The 24,196-nt window shown below is 74.6% G+C and carries 21 protein-coding genes and 1 riboswitch; of the genes, 6 read left to right on the forward strand and 15 right to left on the reverse strand.

Features of this window, described 5'->3' with window-relative positions:
* Window positions 1-68 precede the first annotated feature (68 nt).
* Together V6U77_RS18780 and V6U77_RS18785 are read right to left on the reverse strand one after the other, a co-directional pair.
* On the reverse strand, window positions 69-476 hold the full coding sequence (locus V6U77_RS18780; protein WP_067359650.1) for a roadblock/LC7 domain-containing protein: 408 nt from the start codon (window positions 474-476) through the stop codon (window positions 69-71).
* Entirely contained in the window at window positions 473-3,655 is a 3,183-nt protein-coding gene (locus tag V6U77_RS18785) for a sensor histidine kinase (protein ID WP_334607645.1), read from the reverse strand. The genes V6U77_RS18780 and V6U77_RS18785 overlap by 4 nt, the downstream gene beginning before the upstream one ends.
* Window positions 3,656-4,101: 446 nt before the next feature.
* Between V6U77_RS18785 and V6U77_RS18790 the strand changes: the two genes are divergently transcribed.
* Window positions 4,102-5,283 (forward strand): ABC transporter substrate-binding protein, encoded by a 1,182-nt coding sequence (locus tag V6U77_RS18790; protein WP_334607646.1) that lies wholly within the window; start codon window positions 4,102-4,104, stop codon window positions 5,281-5,283.
* A 57-nt stretch (window positions 5,284-5,340) separates the two neighbouring features.
* Here the strand turns inward: V6U77_RS18790 and V6U77_RS18795 are convergent, their stop codons facing one another.
* Window positions 5,341-6,186, reverse strand: a complete 846-nt coding sequence (locus V6U77_RS18795) for an ABC transporter permease (protein WP_334607647.1) — start codon at window positions 6,184-6,186, stop codon at window positions 5,341-5,343.
* 97 nt (window positions 6,187-6,283) lie between these two features.
* Window positions 6,284-7,315: an ABC transporter substrate-binding protein gene (locus V6U77_RS18800; protein ID WP_334607648.1), complete on the reverse strand. Its 1,032-nt coding sequence runs from the start codon at window positions 7,313-7,315 to the stop codon at window positions 6,284-6,286.
* Between the two features lie 266 nt (window positions 7,316-7,581).
* Between V6U77_RS18800 and V6U77_RS18805 the strand changes: the two genes are divergently transcribed.
* From V6U77_RS18805 to V6U77_RS18820, 4 genes are all read left to right on the forward strand, one after another.
* Window positions 7,582-8,367, forward strand: coding sequence for an ABC transporter ATP-binding protein (locus V6U77_RS18805; RefSeq protein ID WP_334607649.1), 786 nt, complete (start codon window positions 7,582-7,584; stop codon window positions 8,365-8,367).
* A 2-nt stretch (window positions 8,368-8,369) separates the two neighbouring features.
* The gene (locus V6U77_RS18810) at window positions 8,370-9,320 is read left to right on the forward strand and encodes an LLM class F420-dependent oxidoreductase (protein WP_334607676.1); all 951 of its coding nucleotides are present in this window, start codon (window positions 8,370-8,372) and stop codon (window positions 9,318-9,320) included.
* Window positions 9,317-9,619, forward strand: a complete 303-nt coding sequence (locus V6U77_RS18815; protein WP_334607650.1) for a cupin — start codon at window positions 9,317-9,319, stop codon at window positions 9,617-9,619. Before V6U77_RS18810 ends, V6U77_RS18815 begins: the two co-directional genes overlap by 4 nt.
* 76 nt (window positions 9,620-9,695) lie before the next feature.
* Entirely contained in the window at window positions 9,696-12,245 is a 2,550-nt protein-coding gene (locus V6U77_RS18820; protein WP_334607651.1) for a hypothetical protein, read from the forward strand.
* 66 nt (window positions 12,246-12,311) lie between these two features.
* Here V6U77_RS18820 and thiC read toward each other — a convergent pair whose 3' ends face one another.
* The 7 genes from thiC to thiE all read right to left on the reverse strand — a co-directional run bounded on the left by thiC (window position 12,312) and on the right by thiE (window position 18,206).
* Complete coding sequence (gene thiC / locus V6U77_RS18825) at window positions 12,312-13,904, reverse strand: phosphomethylpyrimidine synthase ThiC (protein ID WP_334607652.1); 1,593 nt, start codon at window positions 13,902-13,904, stop codon at window positions 12,312-12,314.
* Window positions 13,905-13,921: 17 nt separating this feature from the next.
* Window positions 13,922-14,710 carry a bifunctional hydroxymethylpyrimidine kinase/phosphomethylpyrimidine kinase gene (thiD, locus tag V6U77_RS18830; protein ID WP_334607653.1) on the reverse strand — a complete coding sequence of 263 codons (789 nt, stop codon included), beginning with the start codon at window positions 14,708-14,710 and terminating at the stop codon, window positions 13,922-13,924.
* Window positions 14,707-15,390 (reverse strand): thiamine phosphate synthase, encoded by a 684-nt coding sequence (locus V6U77_RS18835; RefSeq protein WP_334607677.1) that lies wholly within the window; start codon window positions 15,388-15,390, stop codon window positions 14,707-14,709. The genes thiD and V6U77_RS18835 overlap by 4 nt, the downstream gene beginning before the upstream one ends.
* 95 nt (window positions 15,391-15,485) lie before the next feature.
* The gene (locus V6U77_RS18840) at window positions 15,486-16,256 is read right to left on the reverse strand and encodes a thiazole synthase (RefSeq protein ID WP_442934459.1); all 771 of its coding nucleotides are present in this window, start codon (window positions 16,254-16,256) and stop codon (window positions 15,486-15,488) included.
* A gap of 5 nt (window positions 16,257-16,261) precedes the next feature.
* Window positions 16,262-16,462 (reverse strand): sulfur carrier protein ThiS, encoded by a 201-nt coding sequence (gene thiS / locus V6U77_RS18845; protein WP_334607655.1) that lies wholly within the window; start codon window positions 16,460-16,462, stop codon window positions 16,262-16,264.
* On the reverse strand, window positions 16,453-17,586 hold the full coding sequence (gene thiO / locus V6U77_RS18850; protein WP_334607656.1) for a glycine oxidase ThiO: 1,134 nt from the start codon (window positions 17,584-17,586) through the stop codon (window positions 16,453-16,455). Before thiO ends, thiS begins: the two co-directional genes overlap by 10 nt.
* Window positions 17,580-18,206: a thiamine phosphate synthase gene (thiE, locus tag V6U77_RS18855; RefSeq protein WP_334607657.1), complete on the reverse strand. Its 627-nt coding sequence runs from the start codon at window positions 18,204-18,206 to the stop codon at window positions 17,580-17,582. Before thiE ends, thiO begins: the two co-directional genes overlap by 7 nt.
* A riboswitch (TPP riboswitch) is annotated at window positions 18,201-18,309 on the reverse strand. (Overlaps the previous gene by 6 nt.)
* 123 nt (window positions 18,310-18,432) lie before the next feature.
* Between thiE and V6U77_RS18860 the strand changes: the two genes are divergently transcribed.
* On the forward strand, window positions 18,433-19,338 hold the full coding sequence (locus tag V6U77_RS18860) for a DUF559 domain-containing protein (protein WP_334607658.1): 906 nt from the start codon (window positions 18,433-18,435) through the stop codon (window positions 19,336-19,338).
* A 459-nt stretch (window positions 19,339-19,797) separates the two neighbouring features.
* Here V6U77_RS18860 and V6U77_RS18865 read toward each other — a convergent pair whose 3' ends face one another.
* From V6U77_RS18865 to V6U77_RS18880, 4 genes are all read right to left on the reverse strand, one after another.
* Window positions 19,798-20,760 carry an aldo/keto reductase gene (locus V6U77_RS18865; protein ID WP_334607659.1) on the reverse strand — a complete coding sequence of 321 codons (963 nt, stop codon included), beginning with the start codon at window positions 20,758-20,760 and terminating at the stop codon, window positions 19,798-19,800.
* A gap of 101 nt (window positions 20,761-20,861) precedes the next feature.
* The gene (locus V6U77_RS18870) at window positions 20,862-21,659 is read right to left on the reverse strand and encodes a nucleotidyltransferase domain-containing protein (protein WP_334607660.1); all 798 of its coding nucleotides are present in this window, start codon (window positions 21,657-21,659) and stop codon (window positions 20,862-20,864) included.
* The gene (locus V6U77_RS18875; RefSeq protein ID WP_334607661.1) at window positions 21,656-23,335 is read right to left on the reverse strand and encodes an ABC-F family ATP-binding cassette domain-containing protein; all 1,680 of its coding nucleotides are present in this window, start codon (window positions 23,333-23,335) and stop codon (window positions 21,656-21,658) included. Before V6U77_RS18875 ends, V6U77_RS18870 begins: the two co-directional genes overlap by 4 nt.
* A gap of 42 nt (window positions 23,336-23,377) precedes the next feature.
* Window positions 23,378-23,983 carry a class I SAM-dependent methyltransferase gene (locus V6U77_RS18880; protein ID WP_334607662.1) on the reverse strand — a complete coding sequence of 202 codons (606 nt, stop codon included), beginning with the start codon at window positions 23,981-23,983 and terminating at the stop codon, window positions 23,378-23,380.
* Window positions 23,984-24,196: the final 213 nt, after the last annotated feature.

The raw sequence follows: 24,196 nt of genomic DNA on the forward strand, positions 1-24,196 counted from the left end.
GCCGGGCCCCTGGTCGGGCACCGGATCTTCTCGTTCCTGACGACGCGCAGCCCGCACGTCGCGTCCCGCTAGGAGCGCACCGCGTCCCGGGGCAGCGGCACCAGCGCCGCACCGACCCGCTCGACCAGCAACGCCATCTCGTAGCCCACCTGGCCCACGTCGCAGCTCCGGGCCGCCAGGACGGCCATGGACGAACCGTCGCTGATGGACATCAGGAACAGGTAGCCGCTGTCCATCTCGATGACCGTCTGGAGCACGCCGCCGGCGCTGAACATCCGGGCGGCGCCCTCGGTCAGGCTGACCACGCCCGAGGTGATCGCCGCGAGCTGGTCCGCCCGGTCCGCGGGCAGGTCCCGCGAGGAGGCGAGCAGCAGCCCGTCGGCGGACACCGCCACCACGTGGGCGATTCCCGCCACGCTGTCGGCGAAGTTGGTGAGCAACCAACTCATGTCCTGCATGGCCGCTGGCCTGTTCATCGACTCGTCTCCTTGGTCGAGGTGCTGTTCTGGTCCGTTCCGGCCGCCCGGCCGCGCTGCACGCCGCGGTGGTAGGCCGACAACAGGCCCCGAACTTCGTCCGGGGTACGCCGGCTGCGGTCGCGGCCGCCCCGGGGCTCGATCCCGCCGGGCACGAGCTGTGCCTGCGGCTGCCGCTTGGGCAGCCCGGAGCGGGTGGTGCCGGCGGTGGCGGGGGCCGCCGCCCGGCTGGCCCGGGTCCAGCCCTCGTCCGCCGCCGTCCGCCAGGCGTCCGCGTCCGTCGCCGGCGCCGCCGGTGACGGCTCCGTGACCGGCGCCGCGGGAGGTGCCGCGGGAGGTGCCGCAGGGGGTGCCGCGGGAGGTGTGTCCGGCGTGCCGGCTCGCGTCGCGGCCGGCGGGGTGTACGACGGCGGTGCCGACTGCGCGGCCGGCGGGGTGGTGTCGGTGCTGCCCGGCGTGCGCGTGGGCAGCCGTGGTGCGCGGGGCTGCGCCGGTGCCGGCTGGGCGGCCGGCGCTGCGGCGCTCGGCGGTGCGGCGCTCGGCGGTGCGGCGCTCGGCGCCCCGGTGGCCTGCTGCGCCGCGGGCGGCTGGCTGAAGTTCGGGCGGGTGAAGATGGCGGTGGCGTCGTTGCCGTGCGACCGGAACCACACCGCCTCCATCTCCCGGAAGATCGGCGCCTCGGCCGGCAGCTCGGGGCGCGGCGTGATCGGCGCCGCGGGGGCGGGGGCGAGCGGGGCGGTGGCGGCCAGGCCGGCCCCGAGGCCGCGGCCCCGGTCCGGGTTCAGCCCTCCCGACAGCCCGGTGGCACCGGGCGAGCCGGCGACCGGGCCGACCGGCAGGCCCGGCGCCGCCGGCGCCGAGGTCTCGCCGCCGGGGACGCGCCTGGGCAGGGCGTCGACCGTGGGGTACGCGACGGTCGGCGTACCGACCGAGACGCCGCCGCCGAAGGCCGGGCGGGCCGGAGGTGCCGCCGGGGCGGCCGGCTGCGTCGCCGCCAGGCCGCCGGCCTGCACGGGAGCCGTGGTGTCCCGCGCCTGCTCCGGGGCCTGCCACGGCGCCGGGGCGGCGGAGCGCCACTGCTCGGTCAGGGTGGCCGAGGCGGTACGTCCCGCGCCAGCCGGTTCGGCGAGGCCGGCCGGGGTGAGCGGGTTCTGCTCGACCGCGAGCGGCTGCCGGGGGCGGGTGATCTGCGGGTCCCGGCTGTGCACGGGTGGCAGCACCACCGTCGCGGCGGGGAGCGTCACCTGGGCGACCGTGCCGCCCTCCACGTTGCGGCGCAGCTCCACCCGGATGCCGTAGCGGGAGGCCAGCCGGCTGACCACGGCCAGACCCATCAGGCGGAACGCCGCGACGTCGACGCTCGGCGGGGCGGCCAGTCGCCGGTTGAGCGAGTCGAGCTGGTCGTCGGTCAGGCCGAGGCCCCGGTCCTCGACCTGGATCAGGACGTAGTCCCGGATCCGCCGGCCGTCGGCGACCACGGTGGTGGTCGGCGGCGAGAAGCGGGTGGCGTTGTCGAGCAGCTCGGCGACGAGCCGGACCACGTCGTTGACCGCGTGCGCGGCGACCGAGATGTCGGTGTCGACGGTGCCGAACTCGATCCGGTTGTAGAGCTCGACCTCGGACTGCGCGGCCCGCAGCACGTCCACCAGGAGGGCGTCGTCGCGGCGCGGTACGGCCGAGTCGGCACCGGCCAGGACGAGCAGGTTCTCGTCGTTGCGGCGCATCCGGGTGGCCAGGTGGTCCAGCTCGAAGAGCTGCGCGAGCCGCTTCGGGTCCTCCTCGCCGCGCTCGATCGCGTCGAGCTCGCCGATCATGCGGTCGACCAGGGTCTGACTGCGCCGGGCCAGGTTGAGGAACATCGCCGAGACGCTGGTACGCAGTGCGGCCTGCTCGGCCGCCACCCGGACCGCCTCGCGGTGCACGACGTTGAAGGCGAGCGCCACCTGGCCCACCTCGTCGCGGTTGTTGAGCTGGATCGGGTCGCGTACCTGCCGGACGATCTCCTCGACGCCGCCGTCGCCGACGTTGCCGACGTTCTGCAGCCGCTTGACCGCGTCCGGCAGGTCGTGGTTCGCCACCGAGAGGGCGCCCTCGCGCAGCCGGCGCAGCGAGTGGTTCAGCGAGCGGGCCAGCACCACGGCGAGGGTCACCGCGACGATGAGGGTCAGCAGCACCAGCCCGGTCTCGATGAATGCCTGCCGGATGACGTCCGAGCGGGCCTGGTCGGCCTGGCTGAGCAGCCGCTCCTGCAGGCGGATCTCGGCCCACCGCATCAGGTCGTTCACCGCGCCGATGGCGGCGGCGGCGTCCTGGGCGGTCACCAACGAGGTCTGCCCGACCGAGCGGGTGATGTCAGCGGCCATCCGGTCGGCGAGCGTGACCGCGTCGCCGGAGACCGTGCTGTCGACCAGGGCACGCTGGGTCGGGTCAGCGGCCAGCGAGAAGGCGACCAGCGCCTCCTGCTGGCTGGTCAGCGTGGCCACGAAGGAGGAGAACTGCTCCTCGTCGAGCCGACCGGCGACGAGGGCGGTGAAGACGACCGACTGCTCCTCGGCGACGGCCGCCTTGGCGCGGGTGAACGCGGCGACCGCGCGCCGGGCGTCCGAGAGCCGCTCGTCGCCGGGCAGCTGGGCCAGCCCGTCGCCATACGCGACCAGGTCGGTGATGATGACCCCGTAGCGGAGCGCCGCCTCGGCGACCGCCATCTGCTGACGGTCCAGCACCTCCTGCCGGGTGCTGGCCAGCGTCTCCAGGTGCTCGTCGATGGTCGCGAGCCGCTCCCGTACGGCGGTCGGCACCTCGCCGATGCGTCCGCGCTCCGCCCGGTACGCCGCGACCCGCTCGTCGGTGCTGCGCACCCGCAGGTTGTAGGTGTCGGCCTTCTGCTGCGGCGTCGACAGGAACGCGGCGGCGGCCATCCGCTCGGCGTGCAGGTCCTGCGTCAGTGCGGATACGTCGACGGAGAGCGCGGTCAGCGCCCGTGCCTGGTTGGCGTCGAAGGTGTTCTCGCCGACGGCGACGAGTCGGACCGTCGCCAGCGCGAGCACCGCGGCGACCGGCACGACCAGGATCAGCGCGAGCTTGGAGCGGATCCGCACGTCGCGCAGCCGGGGCAGCCGGCGCCGCTTCGACTGATCGGTGCCGCCACTCGCGGGCAGGGTCGTCGGTCCGGTGCTCACGACATCGCCTCCGTCGTTTCTTCCACGCCTGCCCCGCCGACTCGCGCCCGGTGCAGCGGACTGCGCCACACGCGGCACGGCCGCGATTTCATCAGAAGTGATCCTGTTTGGGAAGTCGCAGCGGGGTAGGAAACGGTTGGAGGGCACGCATCCCGCGATCCGGTCAACTAATACCTTCAATTCTCCATGCCCGTGAACAGGGCATGTAACTCCAGAGTGGTCATCCGTGTCGTATTAGTAAGCGTTTGCAAACTTCCCGTTGCGCCACCATGTGGGATACGCGTCCCGAAACGCTTCCGACGCTCCGCTTGACCGCAGGGCCCGGCGTTGGCAAGGTTTTGCAGGCTTCGCGCACACCGTACGGCAGACCGATACCGTTCCTCTACTGAGGACGGACAACCCGGCGGTGACCGGGCATCGTCCCGGGCCGCATCTGGAGGACTGAGTTGACCCCCATCCGCTCCGCGACCGCCGCGGCGCTCGCATCGGCCGTGCTGGCCACCACGCTCACCGGCTGCCAGTTCGGGGCGGACGAGCAGGACACCAGTCCCATCGTCATCGCCGCGGACCTCGAGCTCTCCGGCGCGGCGGCGCCCGTCGGCAAGGCGTACCAGCGGGCGCTGGAACTGAAGGTCGAGCAGCTGAACGCCTCCGGCGCGCTGAGCGGCCGCAAGGTCGAGCTGAGGGTGAAGGACAACCGGTCGGATGCGAGCGAGTCGCTGCGCAACATCGGTGACTTCAGCTCCGATTCCCAAGTCAGCGCCATCATCATGGGCGGCTGCAACGAATGCGCCGTCGGCGCCGTGCGCACCATCAACGAGAAGCGAATTCCCACCATTGCGCTCGCCGCGTCCAGTGCCGTGTCCACCCCGGTGGCGGAACGGCGGTACGTGTTCAAGCTCTCCCCGAACGCGGCCGACAGCGCCGCCGCCCTCGCCTCCGAGATGCGCCGCAAGGGCGTACGCAAGGCGGGCGTGCTGCACAGCGAGGACGCCTACGGCCGTGAGGGGCTGACCGCCCTGCGCGCCGAGTTCGCGAAGACCGGCATCAAGCTGCTGCGCGAGGAGGCCGTGCGCACCACCGACACCGAGGTCGGCCGGCAGGTCAAGGACCTGATCGCGAAGAAGCCGGACGCGCTGGTCGTGTGGACCCCGGCGGAGCAGGCGACGCTGGCCGCCACCGCCGCGCAGCAGGCCAAGTTCGAGGGCGACCTCTACTTCGACGCGGCGGCGGCCGGTGACCTCTTCCTCGGTGCCGCGTCCGCGGCGACCGAACGCACCACGCTGGTCTTCACCCAGACCATGGTGATCGACGACGTGATCGCCACCACCCCGGCCAAGGCGGCCCGCCGGCAGTGGTTCCAGGACTACACCGCCCGCTTCGGCGGCTACAACGGCTCCTCCTCGTTCGCGGCCGACGCGGTGCAGCTCATCGCCGACGCCGAGCTGCGCTCGGGCGGCGAGCCCGGCCAGGTCGACCGCGACGGCATCCGCGACGTGCTGGAGACGACCCAGTTGGACGGTCTCTCCGGGCCGATCCGGATGACCCCGGACAACCACTCCGGCCTGATGCCGCAGGCCCTCACCACCCTGGTGGCGCGCAACGGGCGCTGGCGCCTCGCCAGCTGACCGGCTGGTGTGGCCCGCCGGGACACGGCGGGCCGCACCAGCGGCTGCTCCAGCGGGTCAGCGGGCCGACGTGGTGGCCCGGACCCACGGCAGGGCGAGCCGCTCGACCAGGGACAGCGCGCTGTAGAGCAGGATGCTCATCGTCGCGATCAGCACGATCGCCGCCCAGGCGGTCGCGGTGTCCCCGACGCCGTTGTACTGCAGGATCTGGTAGCCCAGCCCCGGCTTGTCCGAGTAGAACTCACCGATCACCGCGCCGATCGCGGCCAGCGGCATGGCCACCTTGAGCCCGACGAACATCTGCGGCAGCGCGGCGGGGAGGCGCACCTTGCGGAACGCCTGCCACCACGAGGCGTTCAGCGACCGGGCCAGCTCGGCCAGGTCGTTCGGTGTGGTGGTGAGCCCGGTCGCCGTGGAGAGCACGATCGGGAAGAAGCAGAGCAGGAACACCATGGTCAGGACCGGCTTCGCGCCCCAGCCGACCGAGACCACCAGCAGCGGCCCGAGGGCGATCTTCGGCACCGCGTTGACCGCCACCAGCAGCGGCGCGAACATCCGTTCGACGCGCCGCGACCCGGCCAGGGCCATCCCGATCAGCACCCCGGCCACCGCCGACAGCAGGAAGCCGACCACGGTCATCGTGGTGGTCACCCCCAGCGCCGGCAACAGCACGTCGCTTCCCGCGACCATCGCCTGCCACACCGCCTGCGGCGGGGGCAGCGACACCGGGTGCACCAGTTGCAGGCCCGACGTGACCAGCCACCAGGCGGCCAGCGTGATCACCGCGCCGAGCAGCGGCAGCCCGACGGCAGCCGGGCGTACGCCGAACCGGCGCGGGGGCGCGCCGGCGCCCGCGGGCTTCTTCCCGACGTCGCCGGACCGGGTAGCGGTCGTCTCCGTCACGGGTTCTCCTCTCCTGCCGGCCGGGCCGGCACGCGACGGGGGTGCGGCCCCCGGGTCGCCCCGGTGGACCGCACCCCCGTGCCGTGGTCGGCGTCCGTCAGGCCTTCGGCGCGAGGCTGAAGTCGATGATCTGGTCGGGGGTGATGTTCTGCTTGAGCGCACCGGCGCCCTGCAGGATCGCGATGCTCTTGGCGACCCGGCCGCTGTCCAGGGTGCCGAGCTGGGTGCCGGAGTTGCTGGAGCGCACGTAGCCGGCCATGAGCTGGAGCTCGGCGGCGGCCGCGGCGGGGTTGGCGGCGTCGACGTTCTTCTTCAGCAGCTCGCCCGCCTCCTGCGGGTTGGTCAGCGCGTAGTCCAGGCCCTTCATCAGGGCCGCGGTGAACCGCTTGACCATCTCCGGCTTCTCCTTGGCGATCTTGGAGGAGGTGATCAGCACGTTGCCGTAAAGGTCCTGCATGACGTTGCTGTAGGGCAGCAGGACGGCCTTCTGCTTGGTCACCGCCTCGATGGTGGGCTGACCGACGACGAACTGGCCGATGCCGTCCACCGTGCCGGAGCCCAGCATGCCCATCAGGTCCTGGGCCTGGCCGTTCACCCAGGTCACCTTGCTCGCGTCCACACCGGCCATCCGGGCGTACGTCGGGAAGAGGTTGCGCACGACGGAGCCCTGGGTGTCGGCGAGCTTCTTGCCCTCCAGGTCCTTCGGCGACGCGATGCCCTTGCCCTCGACGGTGGCGATGGCGGCCATGGTGCGCTGCTGGATCGCGGCGACCGCGACGAAGTCCTTGGCCTGGCCGCCGCCGAGCTGGAGCAGGCCGCCGGTGAGGTCGATCGGGCCGAACTGGGCCTGGCCGCCGACGACCTGCTGGATGACCGCGTTTGTGCCCTGACCTGGCTTGATGTCCACGTCGAACCCGGCTTCCTTGAAGAAGCCCTTCTCCTTAGCGACCCAGGCGTAGGAGTCACGGCCGAAGTTGCCGAACGAGGTGAGGTAGGTCACCTTCTCCAACGCCCCGCCGTTGCCGCCCTTGGCGTCGGCGCCGGAATCCGAGTCGCCGCTGCACCCGGAGACCAGGGCGAGGGCGGTGGCCAGCGCAGCGGCAGCGACCGTACGGGTCAGCCTTCTCATCAGTGCACCATGTCCTTTCCGACCGGAGCGGCGCGCCGCCGCCGGAGGGGTTGTCTGGTGGGCCGGCCGAGGGGTTGAGCCGACACCATCCGTCGTGAGGGGACTCTTAGCGGGCACAGCGTACGAGAAACCGACCCCGACAATGCCAGGCGTATGGGTTTCGTTACGGAAAAATCCTCGCGTCCACCCCGGACGACGTGCTGTCCACACGAGGCGGTTACCCTGGGCCGCGACTGCTGATCGCTGACTCAGGGGGGCCGCCGGAGATGATCCAGCTTTCCGGGGTGTCCCGCACCTTCGACGGCCGCAGCGGCCGCGTCGAGGCGCTGCGTGGCATCGACCTCGACGTGGCGGCGGGCGAGTTCGTCGCCGTACTCGGCCGCTCCGGTTGCGGCAAGTCCACGCTGCTGCGCCTGATCGCCGGCCTGCTCCCCGTGAGCGAGGGCAGGATCACCGTGGCCGGTACGCCGATCACCAGGCCGCGCCCGGACATGGCGATGCTCTTCCAGCGGCCGGCCCTGCTGCCCTGGCGCACGGTGCTGGACAACGTCCTGCTCCCGGTGGAGATGTTCGGCTGGAAGCGGGCCAAGCACCGTGACCGGGCCCGGCAGCTGCTGGAGCTCGCCGGGCTGGGCGGCTTCGAGAAGCGGCTGCCGCACGAACTCTCCGGCGGCATGCAGCAGCGGGTGTCGCTGTGCCGGTCGCTCATCGGCGAGCCCCGGGTGATGCTGATGGACGAGCCGTTCTCCGCGCTCGACGCGCTCACCCGCGAGGAGCTCTCCGGTGAGCTGCAGCGCGTGCACATGACCTCCGGGGCCACCGTCGTCTTCGTCACCCACTCGATCGACGAGGCGGTGCTGCTGGCCGACCGGGTGGTCGTGCTCAGCCCTCGACCCGGCCGGATCCGCAAGGTGGTCGACGTGAACATCCCCCGACCGCGCACCCTCGGCCGCAACGCGCACCTGGCGGACGTCGCCCGGGTCAGCGCCGACCTGCACGAACTGCTCATGGAGCGGGACCTGCCGGCGACAGCCGGCGCGGAGGGACGATGAGCATGCGGGCCACCGTCTTCACCGAGCCGCACCGGGGCGCCAGCTACGACGACCAGCTCCGCTTCGCCCGGCTGGCCGAGGACGGCGGCTTCGAGGGCTTCCTGCGCGCCGACCACTACCAGGCGATGGGGGACGAGCCCGCGCTGCCCGGCCCGACCGACGCCTGGCTGACGCTGGCCGCGCTGGCCCGCGAGACCAGCCGGATCCGGCTCGGCACCCTGGTCACCTCCGCCACCTTCCGGCTGCCCGGCCCGCTGGCCGTGATGGTGGCCCAGGTGGACCAGATGAGCGGCGGCCGGGTCGAACTCGGCATCGGCGCCGGCTGGTACGAACGCGAGCACACCTCCTACGGCATCCCGTTCCCCGGCGTCGGCGAGCGCTTCGACCGGCTGGCCGAGCAGTTGGAGATCGTCACCGGGCTGTGGCGGACGCCGCCGGGCGAGACGTACAGCTTCGCCGGCGACCACTACCGGCTGGTGGACGCCCCCGCGCTGCCGAAGCCGGTGCAGGTGCCCGGCCCGCCGGTCATCGTGGGCGGGCGCGGCCCGAAGCGCACCCCCGACCTCGCCGCCCGATACGCCGACGAGTTCAACATGCCGTTCAAGACCGTCGCGGAGACCGCCGCCGCGTACGAGCGGGTGCGGGAGGCCTGCGACCGGGCCGGCCGCGCGGAGTCCGGACGCGCCCCGCTCACCCTCTCCGCCGGGATCGTGGTGGCGATCGGCCGCACCGACGCCGAGGCGCACCGCCGCGCCGCACCGCTGCACGTCAAGAGCGCGCTGCCGCCGGAGGACCCGGTGGTCGGCTCGCCCGCGCAGCTCGTCGACCGGATCGGCGAGTTCGCCGCCATCGGCGCCACCCGGGTGCACCTGCGGTTGATCGACCTCGCCGACCTCGACCACCTGGAGCTCATCGCCGCCGAGGTGCTCCCCCGACTGGACGGAACCCGATGACCGACGCGCACCCCGAACTCGGCCCGGTGGGCCAGGAGATCGTGTACGAGAACGACCGGGTCCGGGTCTGGCACATCCGGTTGGAGCCGGGTGAGCGGCAGCCGCTGCACCGGCACGACCACCCGTACCTCGTGGTGGCGATCCAGGGGGCGAAGAACGTCGTACAGACGATCGACGGCACCCTCATCGACGCCGACGAGCCGACCGGCGGGGTCGTCTACCGGGATCCGGGCGCGGTGCACATGCTCACGAACGTGGGCGACACGACCTACCTGGCCAGGCTGGTCGAACTGAAGTAACCGCTGGCCGACGGGTCACCCCCGGCTCGCGGCGCGCCGGTGGCGGCCCGGTCAACAGGTGCGTAACGTGCCGGACATGGCCATTCGGACCTGGGGCAGACTGCTGCTCACCGCGCTCGGGGTGAGCCTGCTGGCCGGGGCCGGTCAGCTCGGCATCGCCTTCAGCTTCGGCATCGTCCGGCTCACCGGCACCTTCACCGGCGCCACCGTCAACCAGTGGCCGGCCCAGCTCGTCTGGGCGGGCTGGTTCGCCGCGAACGCCGCCGTGATGGGTGCGGTGCTGACCGAGCGCCTGGCCCGCCGGGACGGAGGGCTGGCCGGGACCGGGCACCTGCTCGCCGTCGCCGGCGCCGCCGCGCTGGGCGCCACCGTCGTCGCGCCGCTCTGCATGCAGCCCGCCCGGGCGGCCGACCTCGTCTCGGTGGACCCGGTCTGGGCCGTCGGCATCTGCGCGGTCCTCGGTGCGCTGGCCGGGGCGGGCGCGGCCCTCGCCGTACTGCTCCGGCCGCCGGTGGGCTGGAACGTGGCGGCGGTCGCGGGCGCGGTCTGGCTGCTGGCCCTGGTCTCGGTGGCGCCGTCGCTGGTCTCGACCGGGCCGCTGGACACCGTACGGCTGGGGGTGCTGGAGCCTGCGTCGCTCGACGCCGCCACGGCGCAGCGGCTGGCCCTGGTCGTCCTGCCGCTGGTGGCGCTGCTGGCCGGGGCGGCGACCGGCGCACTGGCCCGGTGGCACGGTCACCCGCCGCTGGTCAGCGGCGCGACGGGGGTGGCGGGCCCGGTGCTGGTGGCATTCGCCTACCTGACCGCCGGCCCGGGCGACACCGCCGACCGCTACCAGCTCACGCCGTACTACGCGGCGCTGCTCGCGGTGGCCGCCGGCGCGCTCGGATCGGCCGCCGCCGCGCTGCTGCGCTGGCCGCTGGTCACCCGCACCGCCCCCACCGACGCGATCGAGCCGACCGACATCCTGCGCCCGCTGCCCACCGGTCCGGCCCTGCCGAACGCCCCCGCGGCCGACGCCGGCGACGAGCCGGAGACCGTCGACCTGGCCGGTGCCGCCCTGGTCACCGCCGACCGGGCCGGCGGTACGGACTCCGGCACGGTCACCGTCACCGGGGGCGACGCCCCGACGCCCCGAGCCGTTCCCCCGCACTGGGACTGGCCCGCCGAGGGGGGAACCTCCCCGGCTCCCGCCGCCGACGCCCGGCCGGACGTGGACCCACGATGGACGGTCGGGTCGGCAACCGACGCCCCGGCCGCAGCCGAGCGCCCGGTCGGACGGCAGCCCGCCCGCACGCCGGCCGACGCCCCCGCCCCTGCGCCGATGGCCGCGTCCGTCCCGGCCGCCGCCGAGGCGGCCCCGGCAGCGGAGGCGGCACCGACAGCCGAGGCGACGCCCGACGCGCAGCCCGTCAGGGAGGCGTCACCCGCCGGACGCCCGACCGGAGGACCGGCGCACCCGGTACAGCCGGTCGAGGCGCCGACGCCGGCGGGACAGCGGGCCGAGGGGACGCCGGCCGGGCAGCTGGCCGAGACACCGACCCCGGCCGGGCAGCAGGTCGAGGGACCGGTGGCGGCCGGGCAGCCGGTCGAGACACCGACCCCGTCCGGGCAGCAGGTCGAAGGGGCGGCGTCCGCCGGGCAGCCGGCAGGAGCGGTCGCCGGACAGCAGGCCGCATCGAGCGCGCCCAAGCCCCGCCGTACCCGCAAGCCCCGGTCGACGCGCCAGGCCGCGCCCGCGGTGGCACCCGGAGATGCGGACCCGACGCCCACCGCTGGGGCCCCGGTGCCGGCGACCGCGGACCCGACGCCCGTCACCACGGACCCGACGCCCACCGCTGGGGAGCCGACGCCCACCGCGGGGGAGCCGACGCCCGTCACCACGGACCCGACGCCCACCGCGGGGGAGCCGACGCCCGCCGTTCCGGACGCCCCCGTGACCGGGGCGACCGCGCCGGGCACGGCGTCGCCGGCGTCCCCGGAGACGCCCGGACCGGTCCCCCCGACCTTGTCCCGTGCCGCCGTGCCGGCGCCGCCGCTCCCGGCCGACGCGCCGGCGCCGAGGACCGATCCCGCCCCGCCCGCCGCTACCGCCGATCTCTTCGGCACGACCGCTGCCGGGACCGCCGCGACGCCGACCGCATCGGCGTGGCCGGTGCCACCCCGGCCCCAGGGCGGCGCCGCCGAGGCGGCGTCCGCCGCGGATCCCGCCTCCGAGCCGACGCCCCGGCCCCGCCACCGCGCGCCGATGCCGGACCTGGCCCGCGCCGCGAGCTGGGAGGCGCTCGCCACCGCGCGCCGGGGAGGTCCCACCCCGGCACCCGTCGACGCCGCGCCGGAGAACGGTGCCTCCGCCGCCGGGGCGGAGACCTCGCCCGACTCGGCGTCGCCAGCGGGGACCGAACAGCCCCCGGGGCGGGGCCGGGGGCGGCTCGGCCTGTTCCGCCGCAACCGGGCCGGGACCGAGGACGCCCCTGCCGACCGGGATCCCGAGCCCCTGCCGGAGCAGGACGAGGAGTACGTGGACTGGGTCACCGGCCTGAGCAAGCCGATCGCGGACAACGAGCCCGAGCAGGAGAGCGGCCGGCGGTCGTTGCGCTCCACCGGCCGCCACCACCGCGACTGACTCGATCGGGGAGGACGGCCGGGCCTGGGGGAAGCGGGCGTCGTCCCGGGCGGGTGGCCGAGCCGCTCAGGCGAGCGGCAGGTAGACCCGGCCGCCCGAGGAGAGGAACTCCTCCGACTTGTCCTTCATGCCGCGTGCCGCGTACTCCTTCAGCTCCTGGGTGATCTTCATGGAGCAGAACTTCGGGCCGCACATCGAGCAGAAGTGGGCGGTCTTCGCCGGCTCCGCCGGCAGCGTCGCGTCGTGGTACGAGCGCGCGGTCTCCGGATCCAGCGACAGGTTGAACTGATCGGACCAGCGGAACTCGAAGCGCGCCTTGGACAGGGCGTCGTCCCACGCCTGCGCGCCGGGGTGTCCCTTGGCCAGGTCGGCCGCGTGCGCGGCGATCTTGTACGCGATCACGCCGGCCTTCACGTCGTCGCGGTCCGGCAGCCCCAGGTGCTCCTTCGGGGTCACGTAGCAGAGCATGGCGGTGCCGAACATGCCGATCATCGCGGCGCCGATGGCCGACGTGATGTGGTCGTACGCGGGGGCGATGTCCGTGGTCAGCGGGCCGAGGGTGTAGAAGGGCGCCTCGTGACACCACTCCTGCTGGAGGTCCACGTTTTCCTTGATCTTGTGCATCGGCACGTGGCCGGGCCCCTCGATCATCACCTGCACGTCGTGCTCCCAGGCGATCCTCGTCAGCTCGCCGAGGGTGCGCAGCTCGGCGAACTGGGCGGCGTCGTTGGCGTCCGCGATCGAGCCGGGGCGCAGCCCGTCGCCGAGCGAGAACGTCACGTCGTAGCGCGCGAGCAGCGAGCACAGCTCGGCGAAGTTGGTGTAGAGGAAGTTCTCCTCGTGGTGCGCCAGGCACCAGGCCGCCATGATCGAGCCGCCCCGCGACACGATCCCGGTGACCCGGTCCACCGCCAGCGGCACGTACGGCAGCAGCACCCCGGCGTGCACCGTCATGTAGTCGACGCCCTGCTCGGCCTGCTCGATCACGGTCTCCCGGAACACCTCCCAGCTCAGCTTCACCGGGTCGCCGCCGACCTTCTCCAGCGCCTGGTAGATCGGCACGGTGCCGATCGGCACCGGCGAGTTCCGCACGATCGCCTCGCGGGTCTCGTGGATCCGCTTGCCGGTCGACAGGTCCATCACCGTGTCCGCGCCCCACCGGGTCGCCCAGGTCAGCTTCTCCACCTCCTCGGCCACCGACGAGGTGACCGCCGAGGTGCCGATGTTGGCGTTGACCTTGACCAGGAACGCCTTGCCGATGATCGCCGGCTCGCACTCGGGGTGGTTGACGTTGAGCGGCAGCACGGCCCGCCCGGCGGCGATCTCGTCGCGGACGAACTCCGGCGCCATGCCCTCCCGAATCGCCACGAACTCCATCTCCGGCGTCACCACGCCGGCCCGCGCATACGCGAGCTGGGTGGGGCGGCGGCCGTCGGTGCCGGCGAGCGGGGTGCCCGCGCCCCGGACCGGGGCCACGTCGCCGCGCTCGGCGATCCACGGCCCGCGCAGCGGCGGCAGGCCGACCTGCGGATCGGAGCCGGGTCCCGAGGTGTCGTAGAGCCGCAGCGGCGGGTTGTCGCCGCTCAGTTCCACCTCGGCGAACGGCACCCGCACGTCCGGCCGGGACCCCTCCACGTACACCTTGCGACGTGCCTGCATGACAGCCTCCCTGGTGATCAAGCGGACCAGCCGAAGTGGTCCAACGGGCCGCGTCCCGCGCCCAGCTCCCAGTCCCGCGCGCCGGTCAGCGCGCGGAGGACGTACTCCTTGGCGGCGGCGACCGCCGTCGGCACCGGCTCGCCGAGCGCCAGCCGCACGGCGATCGCCGCCGAGAACGAACAGCCGGTGCCGTGGTTGTGCCGGGTGTCGACCCGGGGCGCGCGGAGCAGGGTGGTGACGCCGCCGCCGTGCAGCACGTCGACCGCCTCGCCGTCGGCGTCCACGTCGCCGCCGGTCACCACCACGTGCGCCGGGCCGCCGGCCGCGAGCGCCTCGGCGGCGGCGACCATCTCCTCGACCGTGGTCACCGGGCGCCCGGTGATGGCTGCGGCCTCCGCGCAGTTCGGCGTCGCCACCTCGGCGTACGGCAGCAACCGCTCGACGGCCGCGACCACGCCCAGCCGGTGCCCGCTGGTGGCGACGAGCACCGGATCGACGACGAGGTGCGGCAGCCGGCCGGCCTTCGCGGCGTCGACCACCGCGTCGGCGACCGCCGGGGTGCCGAGCATGCCCGTCTTGGCGGCGCGGACGGTGAAGTCGGCGAGCACGCTGTCGAGCTGCTCGGTGACCGTGCGCGGCGGCAGCGGCAGCACCGCGTCCACGCCCCTGGTGTTCTGCGCGGTGACCGCGGTGATCACGCTGGTGCCGTACGCGCCGAGGGCCGCGAAGACCTTCAGGTCCGCCTGGATGCCGGCGCCGGCGCCGGAGTCCGATCCGGCGATGGTGAGCACGGTCGTCGGGGTCATCGTTCCTCTTCCGTGGTGGCGGACGCGAGCTCGGGCCGGGCCTGCGCCGTGGTGGTCGGGGGCTGCGGCCGACCGTGCCCACTCCGGCTCGCCGCGTCGGCGGCTGCCGTCAGGGCGGCTGCTGCCGCCTCGGGGTCGTCGGCGCGCATGACGGCACCCAGCACCGCCACCCCCACGGCTCCCGCCTCGACGCAGGCGGTCACCTGGTCCGGGCTCCGCACTCCGCCGAGCGCCAGGACGGGCACGGGGCTGGCCGCGATCAGCGCGCTGAGCCCGTCGGGGCGCAGCGGCGGGCCGTAGCCGGGTTTGGTGCTGGTCGGGTAGACGGGCGAGAGAGTGGCGTAGTCCTCCGTGGTGAGCCTGGCCAGCTCCGCCCGGTCGTGGCAGGAGCGGCCCACCAGGCCGAGGCGCGGCGGCGGGTACGGGCCGGCGGCGGGCAGGTGCACGGCGTCGCCGCCGAGCGGGTCGGGGCCGGCGACGACCAGGGTGCCGCCCGCCCCGGCGAGGATCGCGCGCAGCTCGGCGGCGAGGGCGGCGCGCTCGGCCCGGGGCAGGTCCTTCTCCCGCAGCACCACCCACCGCACTCCCCCGGCCACCGCCCCGGCAACGACCTCGGTCAACGGCCGCCGCGCCTGCCGCCGATCGGTCAGCAGCAGGACGCCAGCCGGCCCGTCCGAGATCCTGGTGGGAGACGGCCCCTCCAGGGGCCCTTCCGTACCAAGATCCGCAGCCGCAGCCGGTGCCGCAGCCGCACAGGCGGGACCGGGGCTGGCGGTCACAGGTCCGGCCGTCCCTCGTCGGGGGTGGAGGCGAGCGCGTGGAAGCGTCGGGCGATCCGGCCCGCCCCGTATGCGAGGCGGCCCGCCTCGACCGCGTACCGCATCGCGGTGGCCATCGCCACCGGGTCGGCGGCGCGGGTGACCGCGCTGGCGAGCAGCACCGCGTCGCAGCCCAGCTCCATGGCCAGCGCGGCGTCCGAGGCGGTGCCGATGCCGGCGTCCAGGATCACCGGCACGTCGACGCCCTGCCGGATCAGCCGGATGTGGTGCGGGTTCGACACGCCCAGGCCGGAGCCGATGGGCGCGCCCGCCGGCATCACGGCGGCGCAGCCGACGTCGGCCAGCCGGCGCGCGAGGATCGGGTCGTCCGACGTGTACGGCAGCACCACGAACCCGTCGGCGACGAGTTCCTCGGCGGCGCGCAGCAGCTCCACCCCGTCGGGCAGCAGCGTGCGCTCGTCGCCGATCACCTCCAGCTTCACCCAGTCCGTGCCGAACGCCTCCCGGGCCAGGTGCGCCACCTTGACCGCCTCGCCCGCCGTGTAGCAGCCGGCGGTGTTCGGCAGCAGCTTCACGCCGCAGCGGTCCAGCAGGTCCAGCAGCCCGCCGGCGGTACCGGGGGCGGTGTCGACGCGGCGCAGGGCCAGGGTGACCAGCTCGGTGCCGGAGGCGCGGATCGCGTCCTCCAGCACGCGCAGGTTGGCCGCGCCGCCGGTGCCGAGGATCAGCCGGGACGTGAAGCTCACGCCGCCCAGGTCGAAGCTCATCGCGTTCACCCGCCCTGGGCGGCGCTGAGCACCTCGACGCGGTCGCCCTCGCGCAGCACGGTCGCCGGCCAGCCCGTACGCGGCACCACCTCCCCGTTGACCGCGACGGCGAGACCGCGCTGCTGGTCGGTGACCGCGCGGACCAGGTCCGCCACGGTCGCGCCGCCGGGCAGGCTGCGCCCGGCTCCGTTCACCGTCAGTTCCACGTGTGCTCCTTCTCGGATGCGGACGGGCGGGCGGTGGGCCCGGTGGTCGCGGCCGGCGCGAAGCGGGCCGGGGTGAAGGGGGCGAGCAGCGGGTCCGGCGCACCCGTCCCGACCAGGCCGGCGATCAGGTCTGCGGTGATCGGGGTGAGCACGATGCCGTGCCGGTGGTGTCCGGTCGCGACGAGCACGCCGGGCCGGCCCGGCAACGAGCCCAGGATCGGGGCGTTGTCGGGAGTGCCGGGGCGCAGGCCGGCGACCGTCTCCACCAGGTCGTACTCGGCCAGCTCCGGCAGCAGGTCGACGGCGGCACGGAGCAGGCGCAGCACCGCCCCGGCGGACACGTCGGTGTCGGAGCGCTCCTCGACGGTCGCGCCCACCACCACCTCCCCGTCGTCACGGGGGACGAGGTAGACGTGCTCGCCGTCGACGTACCCCCGGATGACGTGCCGGAAGCCCGGCGCGCCGCCGCCGGGCGCGCGCAGCCGGACCACCTGCCCCTTCACCGGCCGCACCGGCAGCCCCGTCAGGGCCGCCGCGCCGCAGCCGGCCGCGACCACCGTGACGCGGGCGTCCACGTCGGACAGGGCGCGCACGGCGGCGGGGACCAGCGTGGCGCCGGCGTGCTCGGCAGCCGTGCGCAGCGCCCGCACCAGCCGGCGGGGATCGACCTGGTGGTCCGTGGCGGCGAGCGCGCCGCCACGGACCCGGGGGGCCAGCGCCGGCTCGCGGTCCCGCAGCGCCGACGGGCGCAGCGGCGTCACCGGCAGCCCGATCCCCTGCTGGTACGCCCACAGCCGCCGCGCCTCGGCCAGGTCGTCGGCGGTGAGCCCGACCATCAGCGTGCCCTCGGTGCGGTAGCCGACGTCCACGCCGCTCGTGGCGGTCAGCTCGGCGGCGAACGCCGGCCAGCGGGCGGCGGAGGCGGTCAGCAGCCCGGTCAGCTCGTGCTCGCCGAAGTACGCCTCGGCGACCGGGGCGAGCATCCCGGCGGCGACGTGGGACGCGCCGGAGCCCGGGGCGGGGTCGTGCACGACGACGCGCAGTCCGCGCTGCGCGCAGCGCCAGGCGATCGCCAGCCCGACCGGTCCCGCCCCCACCACGGCGACGTCCGGTCGGTTCAGCACCCCAGCGCTCCCAGCAGCTCCGCCGTCGCCCGGGCCGGATCGACCGCCCCGGAGAGCGCCCCCACCACCGCCACCCCGTACGCCCCGGCGGCCACCAGCGCGGGCGCGTTCGCGGCGGTCACCCCGCCGATCGCGACGACGGGCACGGCCACGGCGTCGGCGACCGCGCGTACCCCGGCCGGGCCGATCGGCGCCGGCAGTCCCGTCTTGGTGCCGGTGGCGTGGCAGGGGCCCACGCCCAGGTAGCTGGCTCCCGCGGCGACCGCCTCGGCGGCCGTCCCCGGCTCGCGGGCGGTGGCACCGAGCACGGCGGTCGTGCCGAGCACCCGGCGGGCCGCCCCGACCGGCAGGTCCTCGGCGCCGACGTGCCCACCGGCGGCGCCCACCGCCAGCGCCACGTGCAGCCGGTCGTTCACCAGGCAGGTGGCGTCGTACGGCGCGCAGAGCGCCACCACCCGCCGGGCCAGGTCGTACGCCTCCCGGTCGGTGGCGTCGTCGGTCACCCGGACCTGCACGACCAGTTCCGCGCGGGCCACCGGAAGGGCGGCCCGCAGCACGGCGAGCGGATCCCGCCCGGGCCGGGTGTCGGTGATGAGATGCAGTCGTCCGAGGGACGGCACGGCAACACTCCTCCCTGCGCCGGCATTACCCGGATCAGGTTCGACGGTCGGGGGCTCACAGCCCCCCTCTCAGCCCGGTCCACCGGGCTCCCGTGGGTCACTTGCGGGTGTCACCGTACGACGGATCGCCGGATCCGCCAAGGTCAAGCTGCGGATTTCACACCGACCGCCCGAACCCGGCAGACGGGGGCGGCACGTGACCGTCCCGTCACGCGATGCTGTCCGGATGCCCTCCGCCGCCCGGGTACCGCCCCGCCTCGCCTTCCTACCGTTCCGGGCCAGCACCGCCATCGCCGAAGGGCTGCTGAGCTGGACGATGTTGCGCGGGCCGTCCTGGCAGCGGCTCCTCCCCGACGTCCACGTGCACCGTGACGGCTACCGGCCGGACGACCACCGGATGTGGTGCGACGCGGTCGCACTGTCGCTGCCGGTCGGCGGGGCGATCGCCGGCCGCAGCGCCGCGTACCTGTGGGGTGTCGACCTGCTCAGCCGGAACGCGCCGGTCACCGTGCTGCTGCCGCGCGCCGCGCGGATGCGCGCCCACCCCCGTCTTCGGGTACACCGGTCGGTGGTGCCGGATTCCGATCGCACGCGTTTCGGCGGGCTGCCCGTCACCACGCCCCTGCGCACCGCCTTCGACCTGGGCCGCCGGGCTCCCCGGCACGATGCCGTGGTCGCCGTCGACGCGCTGCTGCACCGCCGGGCGGTGAAACTCGCCGCGTTGCGCGCGTACGCCGACGCACGGTCCGGCTGGCCCGGTCTGCCCCTGCTGCGGGAGGTCCTGGCGCTGGCGGAGCCGCTGGCCGAGTCCCCGATGGAGACCCGCCTCCGGCTGCTCCTGCTCGACGCGGGGTTGCCACCGGCGGTCGCCCAGCACGACGTTCGCGAGACCGACGGGCGGTTCGTCGGCCGGGTGGACCTGGCCTGGCCCGCCCTGCGCGTCGCGGTCGAGTACGACGGCGACCACCACCGCGAGCGTGCCCACTTCCGCCAGGACGTCGCCCGGCTGAACGCCCTGCGCGCGGCCGGCTGGATCGTCCTGCGCTTCACCGCCGACGACGTGCTCCGGCACCCCACCCGCACCGTCGCCCTGGTGAACCAGGCCCTCCGCGAACGCCACCCCTCCCGCTGATCACCCTTGCGCCTTCACTTCCGCCTCCCGGCCCCGCTCCCGCCGCACTGGCTTCCTGCCCTGCGCCCCCTCCTCCTGACGGCCGTCCTGCCGGCGGGCCGAAGAGCACGGCGGCCCAGCCGGTGGAACACCACGGGTGTCTCCGCCGTCCCTTGACACCCGTGACGTTCCACTCAGCGGACACCCGGCACGCGCCACGACTGCCACCGCACCACCGCAGCCCGCCTGTCGTGCACGAGGCGACCCGACGCTCGGTGGAACGTGGTGGGTGTTTCCGGTGCCGGGTGACACCCATGGCGTTCCACCGAGCCTCGCGTCGGCGCGGGTGGGGTGCTGCGCGCAGCGCACCGCCCCCGGTGCCGCAGTGCTGCGGTGCCGGGGGCGGGACGGGGCGAGGGCGGGACGAGGGCGAGGGCGGGACGAGGGCGAGGGTGACGACAGGGGTGGTGTCGACGTGGCTCAGAGGATGGCGCGCAGGGCTTCGAGGTCCTCGTCGGTGGGCTGCCAGGTGCCCGCCTCCGCGTTGGCGCGTACCTGCTCGGGCGTGGTGGCGCCGGCGATCACCGAGGTCACCGCCGGCTGGGCGGCCAGCCCGCCGATCGCCACCTGGAGCATCGACAGCCCCCGCTCGGCGGCGTACGCCTCGATCGCCTCGATGGTGTCCCAGTCGGCGGCGGCGAGCCGCTGGGCGTACCGGCCGCCACCGGCGAGGCGACTGCCCGCCGGCGGGGCCTCGTTGCGCTTGTACTTGCCGGTGAGCAGCCCGTTGGCCAGCGGGAAGAACGGCAGCAGCCCGAGGCCGAAGCGCTCGCAGGCGGGCACCACCTCGGCCTCGACGCCGCGCTCCAACAGGCTGTAGTGGTTCTGCGCACTGATGAACCGGGACCGGCCGTTCGACGACGCCACCCAGTCCGCGTCGGCGATCTGCCAGCCGGCGAAGTTGGAGTTGCCCAGGTAGCGGACCTTTCCGGCCCGGACGAGGTCGTCGAGCGCGGCGAGCGTCTCGTCGATCGGGGTGCCCGGGTCGGGCTCGTGCATCTGGTAGAGGTCGATGTGGTCGGTGCCGAGCCGGCGCAGCGACGCCTCGACCGCCCGGGCGATGTAGCGACGGGCACCCCGGGCACCGAAGTCGGGGCCGTTCATGCCGTGCATGTCCATGCCGAACTTGGTGGCCACCACCACGTCGTCGCGCCGGCCCTTGAGCGCCTGGCCCAGCAGTTCCTCGGAGCCGCCCTGCGGTTCGCCGTAGATGTCGGCGGTGTCGAAGAAGTTGATCCCGGCGTCGAGCGCGGCGTCGACCACCGCCCGGGTGCCGTCGAGGTCGAGCTTGCGGCCGAAGTTGTTGCAGCCGATGCCGACCACGGACACCACGAGCCCGGAGTCGCCCAACCGGCGGTAGGTCATCTCAGTCACGAGATCCACCCTATGCCGGCCGCCGGGCGCACGCTGCGGACCGCGAAGCCCACCACACGCACGAACCACGCGTCACCGACGCGGAGCCGTCCGGCGTACGTCGCGGCCCGTCAGTCGAGCACGTCGGCGACGAGCCGGCGGGCGGCGGCGAGCGTCTCGGCCAACTGCTCCGGCGTGTGCCCGACCGCGCCGAGCAGCGCCTGCGCCCGCCGGGCGAAGTCGGGCGGTGCGCCGGGCAGTCGTCCCGCGGCGGCGATCATGCCCTTCTCGTTGACCAGCCACCGCCCCGCCCGGGCGTGCAGCACCTGGGCGAGTACCCCGACCGCCCGGAACAGGCAGCCGGCCACGTAGCCGCTGTCGCCGGCCGCGACCGCCTTGGCCGCGCCGTCGACCAGAAACGGGGCCTCCCATCCGCCGGCCGTCAGGGCGTCGGCCAGTGCCGGCGGGTACGCGCGGGTCTCCTCGCGCAATGCGGTCAGCTCACCGGTCGGGTCGCCGAGCACCCGGCAGAGCGCCACCTCGCCCGCGTACGCGGACGAGTAGAAGCCGAGCGGGTGCCCGGCCTGCACGCCGACCTCGTACCGGCCGGCGCGGCAGTCGGCCCAGATCCGGTGCACCCGGTCGAGGTCGCGGTAGATCCAGTCGACCGCCGTACCGCCGACGCGCAGCCATCCGCCGCCGTCGACCCACGGCCCCCAGCCGCCGGGTGGGGTCAGTTCGACCTCCTCGTCGGCGACCGAGGCGGCGACGGCGCGCAGCCCCGGCACGTCCAGCTCGCCCCGGTAGTAGAGGCCGAGGTCCCAGTCGGAGTCGGGCCGGTGCTCACCCCGGGCCCGGCTGCCGCCGAGGGCGACGGCGACGACCCCGCCGACCGCGCGGAGGCGGTCGGCCAGGTCGGCGGGGATCACGCCACGTCCCAGACCGGCTCCGGGGTCTCCACCACCTCGTTGTCGCCCCGGAAGAGCACGAACCGGTCGAAGGTGCGGGTGAACCAGCGGTCGTGGGTCACCGCCACCACGGTCCCCTCGAACGCGGTCAGCCCGGCCTCCAGCGCCTCCGCCGAGGCCAGGTCGAGGTTGTCGGTGGGCTCGTCGAGCAGCAGCAGCGTCGCGCCGGACAGTTCCAGCAGCAGCACCAGGAAGCGCGCCTGCTGGCCGCCGGAGAGGGTGCCGAAGCGCTGGTCGCCCTGCCCCGCCAGCTCGTAGCGGCTCAGCGCCGCCATCGCGTCGTGCCGGTCCATGCCGGCCCGGTGGTCGTCGCCCCGCCAGAGGATCTCGACGAGGGTCTTCCCCATCAGCTCCGGCCGGTCGTGGGTCTGCGAGAAGTGCCCGGGGCGTACCCGCGCGCCGAGCCGGGCCACCCCGTCGTGCGCCACCGGCGTGAGCGCGGCGGCGTTGTCGACCGGGCCGTTGGCGGGGTCGGGGTCGGTGCCGCCCCGGGCCAGCAGCCGCAGGAAGTGCGACTTGCCCGTGCCGTTGGCGCCGAGCACGGCGACCCGGTCGCCGTACCAGATCTCCAGGTCGAACGGGAAGGTCAGGCCGTCGAGCTCGAGCTGCTCGCAGACCACCGCGCGCTTGCCGGTCCGCCCGCCGGTCAGCTTCATCCGGATGTCCTGGTCCTTCGGCGGTACGGGCGGCGGCCCGGCCTCCTCGAACTTGCGCAGCCGGGTCTGCGCGGCCTGGTAGCGCGACGCCATCCCGTCGTTGTACGCGGCCTTCTGCTTGTACATCAGCATCAGCTCGCGCAGCTTCTGGTGTTCCTCGTCCCACCGCTTGCGCAGCTCGTCGAGGCGGGCGTGCCGGGCCACCCGCGCGGCGTGCCAGCTCGCGAAGCCGCCCGGGTGCACCCAGGCGCTGCCGCCCTCCACGGCGACCACCCGGTCGGCGGTGTGGGCGAGCAGTTCCCGGTCGTGCGAGACGTAGAGCACCGACTTGCCGGACTCGCGCAGCCGCCCCTCCAGCCAGCGTTTGCCGGGCACGTCGAGGAAGTTGTCCGGCTCGTCGAGGAGCAGCACCTCGTCGGGGCCACGGAGCAGCAGTTCGAGGGCGAAGCGCTTCTGCTGGCCGCCGGAGAGGGTCCGTACGGGTCGATCCCGGGCACCGTCCCAGGGCAGGCCGAGCACGATGGTGGCGACCGTGTCGAAGAGCACCTCGGCGTCGTACCCGCCGACCTCGCCCCAGGCCGCGAGCGCGTCCGCGTACGCCAGCTGTGCCTTGCCGGCGGCGGTGCTGTACTTGCCGCGGACCTCGGCGGCGCGCATGGCCCCCTCGGTCTCGACCAGGCGGCGGCCGGCGTCGCGCAACGCCGGCGGGGCGAGCGACAGCGCCAGGTCGGCCAGGGTGGACTCGTCGCCGATCATCCCGATGAACTGGCGCATCACGCCCAGCCCACCGGCCCGCGCGACGGCGCCGGTCTTGACCGGCAGGTCACCGGCGACCATCCGCAGCAGCGTCGTCTTGCCGGCACCGTTGGGCCCGACCAGGGCCACCTTGGCGCCCTCCCCGACCCGGAACGACACGTCGGAGAAGAGCTCCCGACCGTCGGGAAGGATGTGTCCCACCGCTGCCACGTCCACGTATCCCACGTCCGGCATCCTGCCCGAGCACGGGCCGGACGGCCCAACCATTTACCGGGTGACCCGCAGCACCCGGTAGCCCTTCTGGCTGGCGTGCCGCCCCACCTGCCAGCCCAGCTCGACCAGCCAGCGCTGCAGCGAGTCCCCGCCGAGGTAGCGGGCCACCACCAGCCAGGCGACGCCGTCCGGGGCGAGCCGGGGCAACCACTGCAGCAGGAGCTGGTGCAGCTCGTCCTTGCCGACCCGGATCGGCGGGTTGGACCAGATCTGGGCGAAGCGGAGCTCGGCGGGCACGTCGTCCGGGGCGGTGGCGCGCACGCGGTCGGCCGCCCCGACGCGCGCGGCGTTGGCCGCGGTGAGTTCGCGGGCCCGTTCGTTGACGTCGACGGCCCACACGGTCGCCGACGGCGCCGAGCTGGCGAGCACACAGGTGATCGGTCCGAAGCCGCAGCCGAGGTCGAGCAGGGCGCCGGTGGTCCCGGCGGGTGGCAGGTCGGCCTTGCGCAGCAGCACCGCCGTGCCGGGATCGAGGCGGGTGGCGGAGAAGACGCCGGCGGAGGAGGCCAGGGCGTAGTCGCGGCCGGCGACGGAGAACTCGACCTCGCGCGGCTTGGCGGCGGCCGAGGGCTCAGCGGTGAAGTAGTGTTCGCCGGTCACGCGGGCAATTCTCGCACCGCCGCCCGTTCCGTCGGCGCGGGCCCGGTCCGACGCCACGCGGAACCGGTTCGACGGCACGCGGGCCCGGTCGCCGACGCACGTGGGGCCCGGCCCGACGGCACGCGGGCCCGGGGCGAGGCGAAACGACGCCGCGCACAATTTCCCATTATTCCCACCTAAAGGGACAATGCCTCCTACTCTGGGCGACATGGT

It is taken from the genome of Micromonospora sp. CPCC 205546 (genome assembly GCF_036902715.1).
GTDB lineage: Bacteria > Actinomycetota > Actinomycetes > Mycobacteriales > Micromonosporaceae > Micromonospora.